This is a genomic window from Streptomyces sp. NA04227 (assembly GCF_013364195.1).
GTDB lineage: Bacteria > Actinomycetota > Actinomycetes > Streptomycetales > Streptomycetaceae > Streptomyces.
This window is the reverse complement of record NZ_CP054918.1, coordinates 726048-744680: the sequence shown is the minus strand read 5'-3', so window position 1 is coordinate 744680 and position 18633 is coordinate 726048. Positions and strand designations below refer to the sequence as shown.

General features: G+C 71.0%; 13 protein-coding genes. 7 read left to right on the top strand and 6 right to left on the bottom strand.

What is annotated here, in order from left to right; translation table 11 throughout:
* Positions 1–165: 165 nt before the first annotated feature.
* Both coaBC and metK read left to right on the top strand, forming a co-directional pair.
* Positions 166–1371, top strand: a complete 1206-nt coding sequence (gene coaBC / locus HUT18_RS02865; protein ID WP_176097513.1) for a bifunctional phosphopantothenoylcysteine decarboxylase/phosphopantothenate--cysteine ligase CoaBC — start codon at positions 166–168, stop codon at positions 1369–1371.
* Positions 1372–1659: 288 nt separating this feature from the next.
* Positions 1660–2868: a methionine adenosyltransferase gene (metK, locus tag HUT18_RS02860; RefSeq protein WP_176097511.1), complete on the top strand. Its 1209-nt coding sequence runs from the start codon at positions 1660–1662 to the stop codon at positions 2866–2868.
* A 117-nt stretch (positions 2869–2985) separates the two neighbouring features.
* Here the strand turns inward: metK and HUT18_RS02855 are convergent, their stop codons facing one another.
* From HUT18_RS02855 to HUT18_RS02840, 4 genes are all read right to left on the bottom strand, one after another.
* Positions 2986–4191, bottom strand: a complete 1206-nt coding sequence (locus HUT18_RS02855; protein ID WP_176097509.1) for a hypothetical protein — start codon at positions 4189–4191, stop codon at positions 2986–2988.
* Positions 4192–4214: 23 nt separating this feature from the next.
* Entirely contained in the window at positions 4215–6176 is a 1962-nt protein-coding gene (locus HUT18_RS02850; RefSeq protein ID WP_176097507.1) for a hypothetical protein, read from the bottom strand.
* Positions 6176–6937 (bottom strand): toll/interleukin-1 receptor domain-containing protein, encoded by a 762-nt coding sequence (locus HUT18_RS02845; RefSeq protein ID WP_176097505.1) that lies wholly within the window; start codon positions 6935–6937, stop codon positions 6176–6178. Before HUT18_RS02845 ends, HUT18_RS02850 begins: the two co-directional genes overlap by 1 nt.
* 61 nt (positions 6938–6998) lie before the next feature.
* Entirely contained in the window at positions 6999–8246 is a 1248-nt protein-coding gene (locus HUT18_RS02840; RefSeq protein ID WP_254878399.1) for a helix-turn-helix transcriptional regulator, read from the bottom strand.
* A 301-nt stretch (positions 8247–8547) separates the two neighbouring features.
* Here HUT18_RS02840 and HUT18_RS02835 point away from each other — a divergent pair, with 301 nt between their 5' ends.
* Positions 8548–10701, top strand: a complete 2154-nt coding sequence (locus tag HUT18_RS02835) for a primosomal protein N' (RefSeq protein ID WP_176097501.1) — start codon at positions 8548–8550, stop codon at positions 10699–10701.
* A 280-nt stretch (positions 10702–10981) separates the two neighbouring features.
* On the opposite strand, the gene HUT18_RS02830 is transcribed toward HUT18_RS02835, so the two are convergent.
* On the bottom strand, positions 10982–11533 hold the full coding sequence (locus tag HUT18_RS02830; protein ID WP_176097499.1) for a hypothetical protein: 552 nt from the start codon (positions 11531–11533) through the stop codon (positions 10982–10984).
* Between the two features lie 353 nt (positions 11534–11886).
* Here HUT18_RS02830 and fmt point away from each other — a divergent pair, with 353 nt between their 5' ends.
* Positions 11887–12834 carry a methionyl-tRNA formyltransferase gene (gene fmt / locus HUT18_RS02825; RefSeq protein ID WP_176097497.1) on the top strand — a complete coding sequence of 316 codons (948 nt, stop codon included), beginning with the start codon at positions 11887–11889 and terminating at the stop codon, positions 12832–12834.
* Between the two features lie 157 nt (positions 12835–12991).
* Complete coding sequence (locus tag HUT18_RS02820) at positions 12992–14428, top strand: RsmB/NOP family class I SAM-dependent RNA methyltransferase (protein ID WP_176097495.1); 1437 nt, start codon at positions 12992–12994, stop codon at positions 14426–14428.
* 64 nt (positions 14429–14492) lie between these two features.
* Here the strand turns inward: HUT18_RS02820 and HUT18_RS02815 are convergent, their stop codons facing one another.
* A complete protein-coding gene (locus tag HUT18_RS02815; RefSeq protein WP_176097493.1) occupies positions 14493–16646 on the bottom strand; it encodes an MMPL family transporter in 2154 nt (717 codons plus the stop codon).
* 136 nt (positions 16647–16782) lie between these two features.
* On the opposite strand from HUT18_RS02815, the gene rpe reads away from it, so the two are divergent.
* Positions 16783–17469, top strand: coding sequence for a ribulose-phosphate 3-epimerase (gene rpe / locus HUT18_RS02810; protein WP_176097491.1), 687 nt, complete (start codon positions 16783–16785; stop codon positions 17467–17469).
* A 90-nt stretch (positions 17470–17559) separates the two neighbouring features.
* Positions 17560–18603, top strand: a complete 1044-nt coding sequence (locus tag HUT18_RS02805; RefSeq protein ID WP_176097489.1) for a sugar-binding transcriptional regulator — start codon at positions 17560–17562, stop codon at positions 18601–18603.
* Positions 18604–18633: the final 30 nt, after the last annotated feature.

Below are 18633 nucleotides of genomic sequence, written 5' to 3'. Positions count from 1 at the left end.
TTCACGACAGGCCCGGCGTACCTCCCGGCGAGAGCCGACGAGGTACCTGCCGGGCCTGTGGTGTGTCATGGAGCAAGGACGCGTATCCGGTCCCGTCCCGGCTCACGCCGGGGCGGCCGGACGCCGGTCACCGTGAACACGGTGCGAGCAGGGGAGAGGCGGACGGTGGACAAGCCGAAGGTGGTTCTCGGGGTCAGCGGAGGCATCGCCGCGTACAAGGCGTGCGAGCTGCTGCGGCGGCTGACCGAGTCGGGGCACGACGTACGCGTGGTGCCCACCGGGTCCGCGCTGCAGTTCGTGGGGGCGGCGACCTGGGCGGCGCTGTCCGGGAACCCGGTCGCCACCGAGGTCTGGTCCGATGTGCACGAGGTGCCGCACGTCCGCATCGGCCAGCGCGCCGATCTGGTCGTGGTCGCCCCCGCCACCGCCGACATCCTCGCCAAGGCGGCCCACGGCCTCGCCGACGACCTGCTCACCAACACCCTGCTCACCGCGCGCTGTCCGGTGGTCTTCGCGCCCGCGATGCACACCGAGATGTGGGAGCACCCGGCCACCCAGGAGAACGTCGCCACACTCCGCCGCCGCGGCGCTGTCGTGGTCGAGCCCGCCGTAGGCCGACTGACCGGCGTCGACACCGGCAAGGGCCGCCTGCCCGACCCGGCGGAGATCTTCGAGCTGTGCCGCCGGGTGCTCGCCCGCGGCGTCCGGGAGCCCGATCTGACCGGACGGCACGTGGTGATCAGCGCCGGTGGCACCCGTGAGCCGCTGGACCCGGTGCGCTATCTCGGCAACCGGTCCTCCGGGAAGCAGGGCTACGCACTGGCGCGGACCGCGGCCGCGCGCGGCGCCCGAGTGACTCTTGTCTCGGCGAACCCGACGCTGCCCGACCCGGCCGGGGTCGACGTCGTCCCGGTCGGCACCGCCGTGCAACTGCGGGAGGCCGTCGTCAAGGCCGCCGCCGAGGCCGACGCCGTGGTGATGGCCGCAGCTGTGGCCGACTTCCGCCCCGCCGCGTACGCCACCGGAAAGATCAAGAAGAAGGACGGGCAGGAGCCCGAGCCGGTCACGCTGGTGCGCAACCCCGATGTGCTCGCGGAGATCTCCGCCGAGCGCGCCCGCCCCGGCCAGGTGGTTGTGGGCTTCGCTGCCGAGACCGACGACGTCCTCGCCAACGGCCGCGCCAAACTCGCCCGTAAGCGCTGTGACCTGCTGGTCGTCAACGAGGTCGGAGAGCACAAGACCTTCGGCGCCGAGGAGAACGAGGCCGTCGTGCTCGGCGCGGACGGCAGCGAGACCCCCGTTCCGAGCGGTCCGAAGGACGCGCTCGCCGACCTCGTCTGGGATCTGGTGGCCGCCCGTCTCACTCCGTGAGCACGTCTCCCGGCCCTCGCGAGGGCCGGGCCGGCACCTCGAACGGAACCCTGAGTCCCCCTCGTGTCGGGCTTGTGAACAGCTCTCTTTCCGGCGGCGTGGCCCTGGCGAACCGGGTCGAAAGTGACGCAGAATGCGGGTGTCGCAGGTCACAGGGGTCCTATGTGTCGAGACTCCTGGACCCGAAACCGAATACGACCGATAAACTGGCCTCGGACCACGCCGGGCGCAGCTCCCGGCCGGTTCGACATTGATCAGCCAGCAGCCGCTGCAACCACAGGGAGCGATGTGTCCCGCCGTCTCTTCACCTCGGAATCTGTCACCGAGGGCCACCCCGACAAGATCGCTGACCAGATCAGCGACACGATCCTCGACGCGCTTCTGCGGGAGGACCCGACTTCCCGGGTCGCCGTGGAGACCCTGATCACCACCGGACTCGTCCACGTCGCGGGTGAGGTCACCACCAAGGCGTACGCGCCGATCGCGCAGCTCGTGCGCGAGAAGATCCTGGAGATCGGCTACGACTCCTCCAAGAAGGGCTTCGACGGCGCCTCCTGTGGCGTCTCGGTGTCGATCGGCGCGCAGTCGCCCGACATCGCCCAGGGTGTCGACACCGCGTACGAGAAGCGTGTCGAGGGCGATGAGGACGAGCTCGACAAGCAGGGCGCGGGCGACCAGGGCCTGATGTTCGGCTACGCCTGCGACGAGACCGCCGAGCTGATGCCGCTCCCGATCAGCCTGGCCCACCGCCTCTCGCGCCGTCTGTCCGAGGTGCGCAAGAACGGCACCATCCCCTACCTGCGCCCCGACGGCAAGACGCAGGTCACCATCGAGTACGACGGCGACAAGGCCGTCCGTCTCGACACGGTCGTCGTCTCCTCGCAGCACGCCTCGGACATCGACCTGGACTCGCTGCTCGCCCCGGACATCCGCGAGTTCGTCGTGGAGCCCGAGCTGAAGGCGCTCCTGGACGACGGCATCAAGCTGGAGACCGAGGGCTACCGCCTCCTGGTCAACCCGACCGGCCGCTTCGAGATCGGCGGCCCGATGGGCGACGCCGGCCTCACCGGCCGCAAGATCATCATCGACACCTACGGCGGCATGGCCCGCCACGGCGGCGGCGCCTTCTCCGGCAAGGACCCGTCCAAGGTGGACCGCTCGGCCGCGTACGCGATGCGCTGGGTCGCCAAGAACGTCGTGGCCGCGGGCCTTGCCTCGCGCTGCGAGGTCCAGGTCGCCTACGCCATCGGCAAGGCCGAGCCGGTCGGTCTCTTCGTCGAGACCTTCGGCACCCACAAGGTCGCCCCCGAGAAGATCGAGTCCGCGATCAGCGAGGTCTTCGACCTCCGCCCGGCCGCGATCATTCGGGACCTCGACCTGCTCCGCCCGATCTACGCGCAGACCGCCGCGTACGGCCACTTCGGCCGTGAGCTGCCCGAGTTCACCTGGGAGAAGACGGACCGGGTGGCGGCGTTGAAGGCTGCTGCGGGGCTGTGATCACTCGGCGAAAGCCGCACTGAGGTCTCGAACCAGAGGCACGAGAGGGCCCGGCGTCCCCATGGGGAGCCGGGCCCTCGTCCTGTTGGCAGGGGGTGGCGCCTTGTCCCACCGGCCTCAGTCGTACGACGGATCCCCGTTGAAGTGCGGGCCGAACGAGGAACGCATGGGCGGCTCTTCGCGGCTCGACTCCTGGTTTCCTTCGCTCGCATCCCCTGGTCCGCTGTCGGAGGGGTTGGGGTCTCCCGTGTCCGGTTCCTCTTCCCGGGGCGGTTCGTAGCCCAGGTCCACCGCGAAGTCGTGGAGACCGGTCACCCAGGCGGCGTCACGGACACGGTCCATGAACAGGAGACGCTCGGCGTCGTCCTCACCGACACCGGACGCGTCCATGGCCATCCGGAAGTAGTCCTCCGGTCGGAACACCGGCTCTTCCGCAGCCTCCTCGGCCTCCCACCCGGCTTCCTCGGGCTCCCACTCCGCCTCCTCACAGGGTTCCCAGACCGGCTCCTCCGGCTCCGGCACCTCGCTCAAGCCGGGGACGAAGCGCTGGAAGTCCCGGGGAACGGGCTGGTCGTTGGCAGCGGAGGCGAGCTCGGTCAGCAGGCCGATGTCCGAAACAGTCTTGTCGATCTTGTCGTCGTTCTTCGCCAGCCACCAGACAACGGCGGATCCCGTTGTCTTCAGGACGTCGTCGCTGAGATAGCTGCGCCTGCTGATCTCCCATCGGCGCTCGTGTTCCCAGACGGCTTCGTTCTTGCGTACGGTGGCCAGCTTCTGGAGTCTTTCCCGGTCCTCGTCGCTGAGTGTGAGGCGGACATCCACTGCCATGGCGAGCAGCCGCCCCGTGTCGTCGGACTCCATGACGGCCAGCTCCCCGCTGAGCACGTGCTCGGTGAGTGAGAGCCGCGTCGGGTCGGCCCCGGCAGTGACCTGGCTCGCCCGCTCCAGAATGGCGTTGACCGCAAGTCCGGCGTAGTTCACCACAGGCGCCCAGGCTGGTGCGTCCTCTGGGCGCCAGCGCACGGTGGCACTGAGGAGGCAGTCGTAGTCGGGTTTCGCCGTGGGCAGCGGGACGCGTTTGAGTACCTGCTCCCAGCGTTCGACGGGTGGCAGCGGCGACTGGGGTTCGAGGGTGCATTCGGGCGGGATGAACGGCGTACGCCGGCGCTGAATCCACAGCAGCGTCGAGGTCGCCGCGGCCAGCGCCGCCGCTGCGGCGGGCCAGGCCCAGTACGGCCACTCGGTGACCAGGCCGGTGATGACGAGCAACAGCGCGACGATGGCTGCGAGGAACCCTGTCATCGTCGAATGGCCAGAACTCATGGAGATCTCCCGGTCGGTAGATGTCAGGGGCCGGTGGGCGTGGTGCGGTAGCCCTGCGCCTGATTGATGCGTTGCAGGACGAGACTTCGCAGAGAGTGGCGGCGGGCGACCCGGTAGAGGAGGCCGTAGGAGCGGGTGTTGTCGCCGCAGGCGTTCATAAGGATGTCCAGCAGCTGTTCCGCGTCTCGGGAAGTCGCTTCGTGAACTGCGGTCAGCCAGGTTTCAAGGCGGTTGCCCCACACGGGAGTTGGTTGCTCCCTGAGAAGCTTGCCCCAACACTTGGCCAGTGATTTCGCGGCTGAGGCGGAGGAGGCGAGCAGGATGTGTCCGGGGGAGCCAACCGGTAACAGGAGCTCGTTCGGAGCGGAGAATTCCAGGAACAGGCCGACGTCCGGTGTCTGCGGGCTCTGGTCCCTCAGTCCGTCCGCGAGCCGGTCGAACAGAAGGCCGTGGATGCGGACGTTCTCCGCGACGAGGTCGCGGATGGCACGCACCGCCGCCCTGTCCTGGCCCGACCGGCGTGCCACATGATGCAGACGGACCAGCGCCTGGTCCGGGAACCTCTCCGCCAACGGTCCACTGCACGTCGCGATCAGTACTGGGTCCAGATAGGAAGCGGAAGCCTCCGTGGACCTGGACCATGTGTAGAGCTGCTGGCGGACAGCCCTCTCCCACGGAGGGTGGTTCAGACCCTGCCGAAGTGTGTCGACCGCGGCTGTACGCGACCTGTCACTGTCGTGTCGAGCGAGTGCGGAAGCGAATGCCGTGAGGCCGTCGACGGATTCGGTACGCATGAGCTGGCCCGTGAACGACTCGATGAGCGCGGCACGTTCGTTGTCGTCGAGAGAGGGGCCTGGGCTCTGGGGCGGGGGGTGCGTGATCGTATCGATCACCCAGGCACGCATGGTCTGCCGTAGCCATGGTCGGTAGTCCCAGTAGTGGGCGCGAACCGCAGAGGCAAAGCCGGGCTTGTTGAAACGGACCTTGCCGTCAGGGTCGTGTTGGGCGTCGATGATCTCGAACTGCTCGGACAAATCCGAGCGGGCAAGCGGCTCCGCCGGTTCTTCTGGCTGCTTGACGCGATGGAGGAAGCCTGCGGCCAGCGCGGACACGGCCGAGGGGCGGCCCCGTTCCAGCATCGCAGTCGAGAGCAGCAGGGCCTTGTGGTGTGCCCAACTGATCTCTCGTAGCTGGTCCGTCACGTTGTCGGCGGTCCGCAGCAGACCGTCGACGGCGTCCTTGCACACTTGTGACGGGTCGGTGCTCCTGCGGAGCAGCCATTGCTCCTCGATCACGGCAGCGAGGTGAGCCACCTCGTTGAGGCGCTCCACCTCGTTGAGGAACCTCGTCAGTTCCTCGGGAGGAGGATCGGGTGGCAGGGCAGGTTCGCCCAGTGGGCTCAGGGCCCGTCGGAGTACGGCCATTGAGTCGGGGCGCGTGATGGTCACGGCATGCTGCTGAAGGTCGACGTCGTCCAGTCGGCCATCCGCCGTCAAAGGCAGCACGACGACAAGCTTCGATCCGTTGTTCTGCACGGCCTGATGGAACGAGGGCAGTTCGCGCTGAAGTTTGTTCCAGCTCTCGCGATCGATATGGGCCAGGTCGAGCAGCAGCCCTTCCCGAATGCCCAGTCCCTCACGGCTGAGCTCCGCTTGTCCCTTGCCGTTCTCGGGGGGAATCTCACGCAGCGCCGTGAGTTGCTCGCCATACGTGTGCAGCAGCATTTGCGCCGTCGCCCTGCGTCCGCTGCCTGCTTCGCCACGGATCAGGACCATGCCGCGCGTATGAAGGGTGCTTCGCGCGGTCCGATATTCCGCGGGCTGTACGTAGTGGTCCGCGAGCCGGCGCAGATGGTCCCGGACCAGGAGTCTCGGACTCTCCGGGCCAGGCGCGTTGTAGTAGGTGTAGTGATAGTTGTTCTGGGGGCCGTCGCCGGTGTGTGCATGGGCGGCGAACCCGATGGTGGTGGCGAAACTGTCCCCCACTACTCGCCGCCCTCGTCGAGTTCGAGGCGAGCATCGGCGTGGGAGTTCTGGACCTGCCCGTTGTTGTCCCCCGAGAAGTGCGTGGCGCCGTTCCCGTGTGACACGTGTGAACCCGCCTGATGCGTATGGAAGTTCTGGTTGCCCTTCCCTGTGTGCACAGGGCCGTGCGCCCGGTCGATCGAGGTCGAGTACACATCGCCCGAGATCTCCCCGCTCTGGAAGGTCGATCCCTGGGATCCTCCGCTGATGACGTTCCGCGGGCTCTCGGCCGGACCTTGGCCCGGCTGCGCCTTGTTCTTCGCCTTCTCGGCCAACGAGGGCACGAGAAAGAGGAGTTCGTCCACCAGTTTGGTCAGCGAGCCTTCCCGATCCTGGGTGTCATAGCGGGCTGACTGTAGGTTCGCGATGCGCCTGAGAGGTTGAGGTAGTTGATCCGGCCGCAAGCGCTCGATCGTGCGACTCGCCAGCACCGGAACGATGGGGACTTCGCAGGAAAGGGCTTCGAGAATCTCCTTACGGACCCAGTCGTTCTTGTCGTGCAACTGAGGCGCGGACGCCCAGTTCGGCCCGACGACAACCAGGAAGGCCGAGGCTCGACGAACTCCGCGGACGAGCTCGCTGGAGTAATTCTGGCCGAGCCGGATGGAATCACTCGCCCGGAAAGCGGCGTCCTCTCCGAACCGGTGAGTCAGCTCCTGGAACAGGATGGTGGCTACGTGTTCACCGTCTCCGGTGCGGTAGTTGATGAAGATTTCCGGCATGGCGTGGAGACCCCTCCGGGTGAGAAGGCGTGAGGTGAGTGGTTCGGGGACGAGGTGCCGGTCAGACCGTGTTGCTGTGCATCGCGGCGGCAAGGCCGGGCAGCAGCTGCCGTACCGACTCCTTGGAGCGGTAGCGCATGAGGGTCCGGTTCAGCCGTCGCACGTCGAGCTGGATGGTGGCCGAGGAGACGCAGGAGAGCGGTCCCAGCAAGGCGTGCGTGAGGGCGCACGCCTGGTCGATGTCGCCTGCCATGGCATGGGCCAGCGCGCGTCGTGCTCCGTAGCGGGCCTGGGTCCGGATGGCGCCCTCCGGGATGCGGGCGCATTCGGTGTCGAGGGCGAGCGCTGCCTGCCGGGGGCGCCCCAGGTCGAGGAGGCACCAGGCGGCGACCATGGCCGCCGGGTCGTGCAGATTGGTGGGCCCGAGGGCGGGATCGCGCTCGATCAGGGCGTCGCTCGCGAAGTGGTGCCGTGCGCGATCCAGGGACTTCATACAGGCGGCGTGCTCGCCTGCCAGAGCATGGCCCTGAGCCTGGCGCTGAGCGGCGAGTCCTCGGATGCGTGGCGGGAGACGATCCGACTGGGCCGAGCCGGCCAGTTCGACGGTCCGCGCCGCGTCGCCGGAGTAATAGGCGAGGAGGCCACGGCGGACCTGAGCGTAGTGGGGCAGGGGAGAGTCGCCGGTGAACTCCGCGAAGTCGACCGCTGTCTGCGTCCACTGGGCGGCCTGCGCTACGTCGCCCGCTTCCTGGGCCATCCAGCCCGCGAACTCGGCGTAGCGGGCGGCCAGTTCGAGCAGTTTGCGAGCCGTGCGCGGGCTGCTTGTACGAGCCAGACCGGTGAGCGCCTGGGTCTGTTGATCAAGTCCGGGGAGGACGTAGCGGGCCGGGGTCACCTGGCCGAGGAGCCGGAACTGATCGAACATGACGCGTGCGGCCTCGAGAACCCCGACCTCCTGTGTGGAGGGTGCGGCTGAAAGCGGTTGTGGCGATGCGACGGGAAGGTTCTGGACCCCCAGGGCCGAGACTGCGCCCACCACCATGACCTGGCGCCTGCTCGGTCCGCGTTCACTGTCGCCGCTGCTGTCGGCGGTCGGGGCTGCGACCAGCTCGTGCAGTGCGCCTTCCGCGGCGAGCGCGGTGTCGCAGAGGCGGGCGAACTCTACGGTCGGTTGCTTCCTGCCTGTTTCGATCTTGCTGATCTGGGCCTTGCTGTAGTGAATCGTGGTGGCCAGTCGCTCGATGGTGAGCCCTGCCGCCAGGCGTAAGCGGCGCAGCTCGGCTCCGAACAAATGTGCTCTGTCCAGCACCCCTACCCCCTTGAGTCGAGAGCCGCCGAAGCCGGAAGCTTTGTGGCGGCCAAGTAAGAGTCGTCGCGTACTGGTAGCAGGTGCAAGGTCGTCGGTGGAGTTTCCCGTTTCCATTTATGCCGGGTCGAAGCGAACCTCATGCGTCAGGGCCTGTCGACAGCGCTGATTCGGCCAACTCCGTGGGTAGCGGGCAGCACAGCGTTCTGAGGGGCCCGCGCGTCGCCTCGCTGTTGCCTCGCGTGGTTCTGCTCCTCGTCCACAGCCCCCGCCCCCTGTCCGCCCCATCTGGTAGGAAGGCAGGATGAGCAGCGAGAACGGGGCCCCAGGCGGTGGGGAGGGTGCGCCGCCGGAGCAGCTTGCGTTCATTCGGGAGAGTGTGCGGGAGGCGAGGGCGCCGCGGGCGAAGCCGCGGACGTGGCGGGGGGCGGCGCTTGCCGGGGAGTTGCCCGTCGCGCGGGTACTTGTCGACAAGGGGGTGCTGCATCTCGACCGGTACTTCGACTACGCGGTGCCGGAGGAACTGGACGCCGAGGCGCAGCCGGGTGTGCGGGTGCGGGTGCGGTTCGGGGCCGGACGGCGGCAGGTGCACAAGGGGCGCCGTGAGGGCGGCGGTCTGGTCGACGGGTTCCTGGTGGAGCGGGTGGCCGAGTCGGACTACGCCGGGCCGCTGGCGGCGCTGGCGCAGGTGGTGTCGCCGGAACGGGTCCTGACGCCCGAACTCCTCGATCTGGCACGGTCGGTGGCCGACCGGTACGCGGGCAGTGTGGCCGATGTGCTGCAACTCGCGATCCCGCCGCGCAGGGCGCGGGCCGAGCAGAAGCCCTCGCCGGAGCCGCTGCCGCCGCCCGCCGCGCCCGCGCCGGGGGGCTGGGAGCGGTATCCGACGGGCGGGGCCTTTGTGTCCGCGCTGGCCGCAGGGGGTGCGCCGCGCGCCGTGTGGACCGCGCTGCCCGGACCCGACTGGGCCGTCGAACTGGCCACCGCCGTGGCCGCGACGCTCGCCTCCGGCCGCGGCGCGCTCGCCGTACTGCCCGACGGGCGGGCCCTGGCCCGGGTGGACCGTGCGCTGACGGCGGTGCTCGGCGAGGGGCGGCACGCGGTGCTCAGCGCGGACGCCGGGCCCGAGAAGCGGTACCGGGAATGGCTGGCCGTGCAACGCGGCTCGGTCCGGGCGGTGATCGGGACCAGGGCCGCCATGTTCGCACCGGTGCGCGACCTCGGTCTGGTGGCCCTGTGGGAGGACGGCGACGGCAGCCACAGCGAGCAGCACGCCCCCCAGCCGCACGCCCGCGAGGTGCTGCTGCTGAGGGCGGCCAAGTCCAAGTCCGCGTTCCTGCTGGGTAGTTGGAGTTGTACGGTCGAGGCGGCCCAACTGGTCAGGAGCGGCTGGGCGCAGCCGCTGGCCGCCGACCGGACGCGGATGCGCGGCGCGGCGCCGCTGGTGCGCACGGTGGGGGACACCGACGTGGCCAGGGACGGTGCGGCGCGCGCCGCCCGGTTGCCGAGTCTGGCCTGGGAGATCGCCCGCGAGGGGCTGCGCACCGGGCCGGTGCTGGTCCAGGTGCCGCGACGTGGGTACGTACCGCGGCTCTCCTGCGAGCGGTGTCGTGAGCCCGCACGGTGTCGGCACTGTTCCGGGCCGCTGCAGGCAGGTGACCGGGGCGAGTTGAGCTGTACGTGGTGCGGTCGGCAGGAGCCGCGCTGGCACTGCCCGGAGTGCGGCGGCTTCCGGTTGCGCGCCAGTGTGGTCGGCGCGCGGCGGACGGCGGAGGAGCTCGGGCGCGCCTTTCCCGCGGTGCCGGTACGGACCTCCGGCCGGGAGCAGGTGCTCGACACCGTCCCCGGGTCACCCGCGCTCGTGGTCAGTACGCCCGGTGCCGAGCCGGTGGCCGAATCCGGTTACGCCGCCGCGCTGTTGCTCGACGGGTGGGCCATGCTCGGCCGTCCCGATCTGCGCGCGGGGGAGGAGGCACTGCGCCGCTGGATCTCGGCGGCGGCGCTGGTGCGCGGGCAGGACGTGGGCGGCACCGTGGTGATCGTCGCCGATCCCGCGCTGCGCCCGGTCCAGGCGTTGGTGCGCTGGGATCCGGTCGGGCACGCGGTGCGCGAGCTCGAAGAGCGTGCCGAGCTGGGCTTTCCGCCGGTGTCCAGGATGGCCGCGGTCTCCGGACCGCCCACCGCGGTGGCCGCCTTCCTGAGCGAAGCCGAACTGCCTCCGGACGCCGAGGTGTTGGGCCCCGTGCCGTTGCCGGTCACCCGTCCCGGCGGCGCGCGCAGGACCGGGGCGCCGCCACCCGGTGAGCAGTGGGAACGCGCGCTGATCCGGGTGCCTCCGGGCACCGGGGCGGCGATGGCCGCGGCGCTCAAGGCGGCCCAGGTCGCCCGTATGGCGAAGGCGGGACGCGCGGAGGCGGAGCCGGTGCGGATCAGGGTGGATCCGCCGGACATCGGCTGAGGGGCGATACGAGGGCGCGGCAGGGGGCCCGCGCGGAGGTGGGCCCTCACGGCGGCGCCGGTGAATGTCGTCGCGGCGGCGAAGCGAGAGGGAAAGGCAGCCGCCGCCTCGGTCCGTGCGCCGCGCACCCGGTTCGCGTGCGCACCGCACACCCGGTACGCGACCTCAACTCCCCCCGCCCACCCCAGAGTTCAGCCGCCCCTGGGCGCGGCAAGACACCGGGAACGGGGCGGCTGGGCGGGTGGGCCCGGGCGTGAGCGCGCCTGGCGGGACAGGGATTTCAGTGGCCGCGGGGGCCGGGGAAGGCGCCGGGTCGGGCGGGCTGCTCCTCGCGGGCGGGACGGGTGCCGTCCTCGCGCAGCAGGCCGGAGGTGGGCTGGGCGGGCATGGCGCGGGCGGCGGGAACCGTCGGGAGCGGCTGCCCCACGGCGACCTGAGCCGGGGTCTCCGCGGTGTGCTCGGTCTCGGTGGGCTGCTGGGCCGCGGGGCGGCGGGAACCGTAACGCCGGTGCACGGCCTGCTTGGTGACGCCGAGCGCGGAGCCGACCGCGTCCCAGGAGAAGCCGAGCGAACGGTCGAAGTCGACGGCCGCCGTCACCAAGGTCTCGACGCTGTCGCGCAGTTCCTGGGCGAGGCGGACGGTCGGCGCGGGGGCACGGCCGTAGACGACGAAGCCCGTGGAGGGGCCGGAGCGGCGCGGGCGGTAGACGTTGCCGAGCTGTGCGGTGAGGGTGCGCAGTGCGTCCACCTGCCGGCGGACCCGCTCGATGTCCCGCACCAACAGGTGCAGGCTGGCTCGTGCCTGGGCGTCGTGCGTTGCGTGGTCGGCCATGAAACAAGCCTCTCGAACCGGCGTGGAAGCGGATGGGGGACGCGTACGCGTACGCCTCCCCCTTGGTCAACTCTGTCTTGACCAACGCGCTACCGCGCCACTGGTCACGCTGTGGGGGCGCGTGGGCATATGCGCAAAGCGCGCGCCCCGTCGCACGCCCCCGGGGCGATCGGCTCCGCGGCTCCATAGACTGGAGAACTCTGGACCGTCCGGAGAACCCGACAACCGACGTCCGGGCACCGGCTCCCCGAGCCGCGCCCGTAGCCACTTCCGCAGCAGCCGCAGCCAACCGACCGTCACGACCGGTCCCGCGCACCGGTCGTCACCACCGCCCGAGAGGCCGTACGTCACCCATGAAGCTCGTCTTCGCCGGCACCCCCGAGGTCGCCGTTCCCGCACTGGACGCCCTGATCGCCTCCGACCGGCACGAGGTGGCGGCCGTCGTCACCCGGCCCGACGCACCCGCGGGCCGCGGGCGGCGGCTGGTGGCCAGTCCGGTGGCGCAGCGGGCCGAGGAGGCCGGGATCGAGGTGCTCAAGCCGCGTCGGCCGAAGGACGAGGACTTCCTGAACCGGCTGCGCGAGATCGCTCCGGACTGCTGCCCGGTGGTCGCCTACGGTGCGCTGCTGCCGAAGGTCGCCCTGGACATCCCCGCACACGGTTGGGTCAACCTGCACTTCTCGCTGCTGCCCGCCTGGCGCGGCGCGGCCCCCGTGCAGCACGCGGTGATGGCGGGCGACGAGATCACCGGCGCCGCCACCTTCCGTATCGAGGAAGGGCTGGACTCCGGGCCCGTCTTCGGCACGGTCACCGAGGAGGTGCGCGCCACCGACACCAGCGGCGATCTGCTGACCCGGCTCGCCTTCGCCGGTGCGGGGCTGCTCGCGGCGACCGTCGACGGCATCGAGGACGGCAGTCTGCAGGCCGTGCCCCAGCCCGCCGACGGTGTCACGCTCGCCCCGAAGATCACGGTCGAGGACGCCGAGATCGACTGGCGCGCCCCGGCGATGAGGGTCGACCGCGTCGTGCGCGGCTGCACCCCGGCCCCCGGTGCCTGGACCGTCTTCCGCGAGGAGCGTCTGAAGATCGTCCAGGCCCTGCCCGCCCCCGACCACACCGACCTGACGCCGGGCGAGCTGTCCGTGGGCAAGAACCACGTCCACGTCGGTACGGGCTCGCACGCCGTGGAGCTGGTGTGGGTGCAGGCACAGGGCAAGAAGCCGATGCGGGCCGCCGACTGGGCCCGCGGGGTGCGCATCGGCGCCGGTGAGCGCGTGGGCCAGGGCGGCAGCGGCGGCTGACCGCCGAGCGGCCGTGACCAGGGGCTCAAGGGGCCGCGTCGGCCCGTCCGTGACGGGACCGGCGCAGCCCACAGGGGCACTATCCTGGGAGGTCTGACCATCCGCCCGCCCCGCCGTCCGGCGGCCCGGGCGGGCAGCCTTTCGCAGCGGAGCACCTTTGAACGACCAGCCGAACCGGCGTCCCCGCAAGCCCGGCAACCGCGGCAAGCCCTACCGCCGCCCGCAGAAGGACCCGGTGCGCATCCTCGCCTTCGAGGCGCTGCGCGCCGTCGACGAGCGGGACGCGTACGCCAACCTGGTCCTGCCGCCGCTGCTGCGCAAGGCCCGGGAGGGCGGCGGCTTCGACGCCCGCGACGCCGCGCTGGCCACGGAACTCGTCTACGGGGCGCTGCGCCGCCAGGGCACGTACGACGCGGTCGTCTCGGCCTGTGTGGACCGGCCGCTGCGCGAGGTCGACCCGCCCGTCCTGGACGTACTCACGCTGGGCGCGCACCAGTTGCTCGGCACCCGTATCCCCGCCCACGCCGCGGTGTCGGCGACGGTGGAGCTGGCCCGGGTCGTCCTCGGCGACGGCCGCGCCAAGTTCGTCAACGCGGTGCTGCGCAAGATCGCCGAGGACGACCTGGACGGCTGGCTGGAGCGGGTGGCACCGCCGTACGACGAGGACCCCGAGGACCATCTGGCCGTGGTGCACTCGCATCCGCGGTGGATCGTCTCCGCGCTGTGGGACGCGCTCGGCGGCGGCCGGGCGGGTATCGAGGACCTGCTGGAGGCCGACAACGACCGTCCCGAGGTGACCCTGGTCGCGCGGCCGGGGCGGGCCACCGCCGAGGAGGTGCTCGAATCCGTGGGCGCCGACCAGGCGTTGCCGGGCCGGTGGTCGCCGCATGCGGTACGGCTGAGCGAGGGCGGCGAGCCCGGGGCGCTCGACGTGGTGCGCGAGGGGCGTGCGGGGGTGCAGGACGAGGGCAGTCAACTGGTCGCCCTGGCACTGGCCTCGGCGCCGGTCGAGGGCCGCGACACCCGGTGGCTGGACGGCTGCGCGGGGCCCGGTGGCAAGGCCGCCATGCTCGCGGGCCTGGCCGCCGGGCGCGGCGCCGTGCTGCTCGCCGCCGAGAAGCAGCCGCACCGGGCGGGCCTTGTCGCCAGGGCGCTGGACGGCAACCCCGGTCCGTACCAGGTGATCACCGCCGACGGGACCCGGCCGCCCTGGCGTCCCGGCAGTTTCGACCGTGTCCTCATGGACGTGCCCTGCACCGGCCTCGGCGCCCTGCGGCGGCGGCCCGAGGCGCGGTGGCGGCGCAGGCCCGAGGACCTGGAGGGCTTCGCGCCGCTCCAGCGCGCGCTGCTGCGTTCCGCCCTGGCCTCGGTACGGGTCGGCGGCGTGGTCGGCTACGCCACCTGTTCCCCGCACCTCGCCGAGACCCGCGCCGTGGTCGACGACGTCATGAAGGACGGCGGCGCCGAACTCCTCGACGCCCGGCCCCTGTTGCCGGATGTGCCCGCCCTGGGGGACGGGCCGGACATCCAGCTGTGGCCCCATGTGCACGGGACGGACGCGATGTACCTGGCGTTGCTGCGGCGCACCGGCTAGCCGTACCCGCTGAGCCGTACCGGTGTGAGCCGCGCCCTACGGCCGCCCGCCTGCGCTGCCCGGACTACTTCAACGCCCCGGTCGTGGGCGGCCGTTCGGGATGCTGGCGGGACAGCGGGTGCGGCCACCAGACGCGTGGGCCGATGTCCAGGAACAGGGCCGTGACGAGGACGGACCGGACGACGAAGGTGTCGAGGAGGACGCCGACCGCGACCGCGAAGCCGATCTCGGCGAAGCCCACCACGGGCAGTGTGCCCAGGGCGGCGAAGGTGCCCGCCAGGACGAGGCCCGCGGAGGTGATCACCGCGCCGGTCGCGGCGAGTGCGGTGAGAGTGCCCGGGCGGGTGCCCTGTCTGCGGGTCTCCTCCCGGATGCGGGTCGCCAGGAAGATGTTGTAGTCGATGCCCAGCGCGACCAGGAAGACGAAGACGAACAGGGGATAGGCGGTGTCCTCGCCCGCGTAGTCGAAAACGTGCCTAAAGGCGAGCGCGCTGATGCCGAGCGCCGCCGCGTACGAGAGCACCACCGTGGCGATGAGGACCAGCGGCGCGACCACGGCGCGCAGCAGGATCATCAGGACCAGCAGCACGACCACGAGGATGAGGGGGATCACCACCTTGTTGTCGTGGGTGGAGGCGGTGTCGGCGTCGAGGAGCGCTGCGGTTCCGCCGCCGACCTGGGCGTCGGCGTCCGGGACGGCGTGCACGGCGTCCCGGACCCGTTTCACCGTGTCCTTGGCGGCCGCGCTGTCCGCCGGGTCCGTCATCGTCGCCTCGAACAGCGTGCGGCCGTCGTGGGCGCGTGCCGTGCCGGGCGGGACGGTGAGCGAGCGCGGCTCGACGCCCTCGGTGCCCGCCACCGCGCGGCGCACCGCCGGGGCCCGGTCGATGTCGGTCATCACGACGAGCGGGTCGCCGCTGCCCGCCGGGAAGTAGCGCTCGGAGATCCTCTGGCCCTTCACCGAGTCCGGGGTGTCGGTGAAGGTGTCCTCGTTGCTCAGGCCCGCCGCGTGCAGCTGCATGATGCCGAACGACAGCGCGGCGAGGACCAGCGCGGTCACCGCCCACACCGCCCGCGGCCGCTTGGCGATACGGGTGCCGATCCGGGCCCACACCCCGCGTTCGGTCGGCTCCGGCGTTCCCTCGTGCGGGACGACCGGCCAGAAGATCCAGCGGCCGAAGATCACCAGCAGGGCGGGGAACAGGGTCAGCATCGCGAGCAGGGCCACCGCGACACCGATCGCGCAGACCGGGCCGAGGCCGCTGGTGGAGTTCATCTCGGCGAACAGCAGCACCAGCATGCTGATCACGACGGTCGTGCCACTGGCCAGTACGGCGGGCCCGGCCCGGTGCATGGCGAGGGCCATCGCCTCGTGCCGGTCGTGGTGGCGTCGCAGTTCCTCGCGGTAGCGGGCCACCAGCAGCAACGCGTAGTCGGTGCCCGCGCCGAACACCAGGACCGTGAGGATGCCCGCGCTCTGGCCGTTCACGGTGAGCCCGGCGTGCTCGGCCAGGAGATAGATGATCGCCTGCGCGGTGAGCAGCGAGGCGATCGCCGCGATGACGGGGACGATCAACAGTGTCGGACTGCGATACGTGATGAGCAGGGCGACGACTACCACCGCGAGCGCGGCCACCAGGAGGGTCGAGTCGATGCCCTCGAACGCCTCGGACAAGTCCGCGGACGTACCGCCCGGTCCGGTGATGTAGACGGTGAGCCCGCCGCTGCTGTCGCCGGTGACATCACGGATCGAGTCGACGGCCGGGGTGATCCGCTCCCAGCCCTCCTCGTCCATGGTGATCGGTACGTAGATCTGCGCGGCCCGCGGATTCTCGGGGCGGTCGAAGACCGGGCCCCGGCTCTCCCAGCCGCGGATCCCGTGGTCCCGCAGCGGTTTCACGTCCTTCGCGGCCTTGAGCACGCGCTCCTTGTCGGCCTGGGTGAGCCCGCTTTCCCGTGCGTAGATCACCACCGCCGGGATCTGTTCGGAGCGGAACTCCTTGGACGCGTCGAGCACCTTGGTCGACTCGGCGCTGCCGGGCAGCCAGGACTGGGCGTCGTTGTCCTGGGCGTCGGTGAGTTTCCCGGCCAGCGGGGCCAGAGCGACCAGGGCGACGAGCCACAACAGGACCGTCACCCATTTCGTACGGCGGCCGCAGACGAAGCGGGCCACCCCTCGTGTGTGCGCCGTCGAGTCCTGTTGGGGTGCGTACGCCATGGATGTCCCTCGCGCCGGGGGCGGCCTGGCAGGTCCGCCCGCAGTGGACCCCGAGTCCGTGCTGCGCGACCGGTGCCGCGTGCATGCGGGGACTCCGCTGCCACGCACGGTCGACGGCCGTGGCACTCTTGGCGCCATGGCCGTTCAGATCAGCCCCAGTATCCTCTCCGCCGACTTCTCCCGCCTGGCGGAGGAGGCGTCCGCCGCAGCCGGCAGCGACTGGCTCCATGTCGACGTCATGGACAACCACTTCGTCCCGAACCTGACCCTCGGCGTGCCCGTGGTCGAGTCGCTGGCGAAGGCCACCGAGACCCCGCTCGACCTGCACCTGATGATCGAGGACCCGGACCGTTGGGCGCCCCGGTACGTGGAGGCGGGCGCGGATTCGGTCACCTTCCACGTGGAGGCCGCGGCGGCTCCGGTGCGTCTCGCCCGCGAGATCCGGGCCAAGGGCGCCCGTGCCTCGATGGCGCTGAAGCCCGCGACGCCGATCGAGCCGTACGAGGACCTGCTGCCCGAGCTGGACATGCTGCTGATCATGACCGTCGAACCGGGCTTCGGCGGACAGGCCTTCCTCGACATCATGCTGCCCAAGATCCGCCGTACGCGTGAGATGATCAACAAGCACGGGCTCCAGCTCTGGCTGCAGGTGGACGGTGGTGTCTCCGAGTCCACGATCGAACGGTGTGCCGAGGCGGGCGCCGATGTCTTCGTGGCCGGTTCGGCGGTCTACGGAGCCGACGACCCGGCCGAGGCGGTGCGGTCGCTGCGGGCGCGTGCGGAGCGGGCCACCGAGGCGGCGAGCTGGGCCTGCGGCCACTGAGACAACCGCTGGGACAAGGGAACGTGAACGGCGTCCATCGGGGCGTATCGAGTGCGCCGGATCTGCAAGGATGAACGGCGAACCCAGAGTGTGACAAGCAGTGAGGAGACCGCCGTGTCGGGAACGTCAGGGGGACGTTCGGCCATGCGGATGGGGCCTGCTGAGCTGGTGCAGGCGGCCGCGATGGCTCGCCGGTTCTATCTCGAGGGCAAGTCCAAGATCCAGATCGCGGAGGAGTTCGGGGTCAGCCGCTTCAAGGTGGCGCGGGTTCTCGAAACCGCCCTCGAACGCGATCTGGTGCGCATCGAGATCCGGGTGCCCGCCGAACTGGACGCGGAACGCTCCGACGCGCTGCGGGCGCGCTACGGACTGCGCCATGCGGTCGTGGTCGAGTCACCGGCCGAGATCGAGGAGTCGCCGGACCCGGAGAACCTCGGCGAGGTGGCCGCCGACCTGCTCGGCGAACTGGTCGCGGAGGGTGACGTACTCGGTCTCGCCTGGGGCCGTTCCACGATCCACATGGCCGCGGCGCTCGACCGCCTGCCGCCCTGCACGGTTGTCCAGTTGACCGGTGTCTACGACGCCGGGACCGCGGAGCGCGGCTCGGTCGAGGCCGTCCGCCGTGCCGCCCAGGTCTCCGGCGGCGAGGCGCACCCCATCTACGCGCCGATGCTGCTGCCCGATCCCGCGACCGCCGCGGCGCTGCGCAACCAGACCGGTATCGCCCGGGCCTTCGAGTACTTCGACAAGGTGACCGTCGCCTGTGTCTCCATCGGCTCCTGGGAGCCGGGTATCTCGACGGTGCACGACATGCTCTCCGACGAGGAGCGCGCCCACTACGCCTCGCTCGGGGTGGCGGCCGAGATGTCCGCGCACCTCTTCGACGCGCAGGGCCGCCGGGTCGGCCGTGACCTGGGGGAGCGGTGCATCACCGTCGAGGCGGACCGGCTGCGCCGGATCCCCGAGGTGGTCGCCATCGCGGGCGGGCAGCGCAAGGCGGCGGCCATCGACGCGGTGCTGCGCTCGGGCCTGGTCACCAGTCTCGTCACCGACACGGCGGCCGCCGACCTCCTGCTGACGGCCGGACCGGCACCGCGACCCGCGCTGGCCAGGAGCGACCCGGACAGTGCCTGACCCGGCCACCGGACGCGGCGGGGCGTAACC

Coding starts and splice junctions, on each gene's coding strand:
- HUT18_RS02830 (WP_176097499.1), bottom strand. CDS start 11,533: ATGGCCGACCACGCAACGCACGACGCCCAGGCACGAGCCAGCCTGCAC.
- HUT18_RS02835 (WP_176097501.1), top strand. CDS start 8,548: ATGAGCAGCGAGAACGGGGCCCCAGGCGGTGGGGAGGGTGCGCCGCCG.
- HUT18_RS02845 (WP_176097505.1), bottom strand. CDS start 6,937: ATGCCGGAAATCTTCATCAACTACCGCACCGGAGACGGTGAACACGTA.
- HUT18_RS02815 (WP_176097493.1), bottom strand. CDS start 16,646: ATGGCGTACGCACCCCAACAGGACTCGACGGCGCACACACGAGGGGTG.
- HUT18_RS02855 (WP_176097509.1), bottom strand. CDS start 4,191: ATGAGTTCTGGCCATTCGACGATGACAGGGTTCCTCGCAGCCATCGTC.
- fmt (WP_176097497.1), top strand. CDS start 11,887: ATGAAGCTCGTCTTCGCCGGCACCCCCGAGGTCGCCGTTCCCGCACTG.
- rpe (WP_176097491.1), top strand. CDS start 16,783: ATGGCCGTTCAGATCAGCCCCAGTATCCTCTCCGCCGACTTCTCCCGC.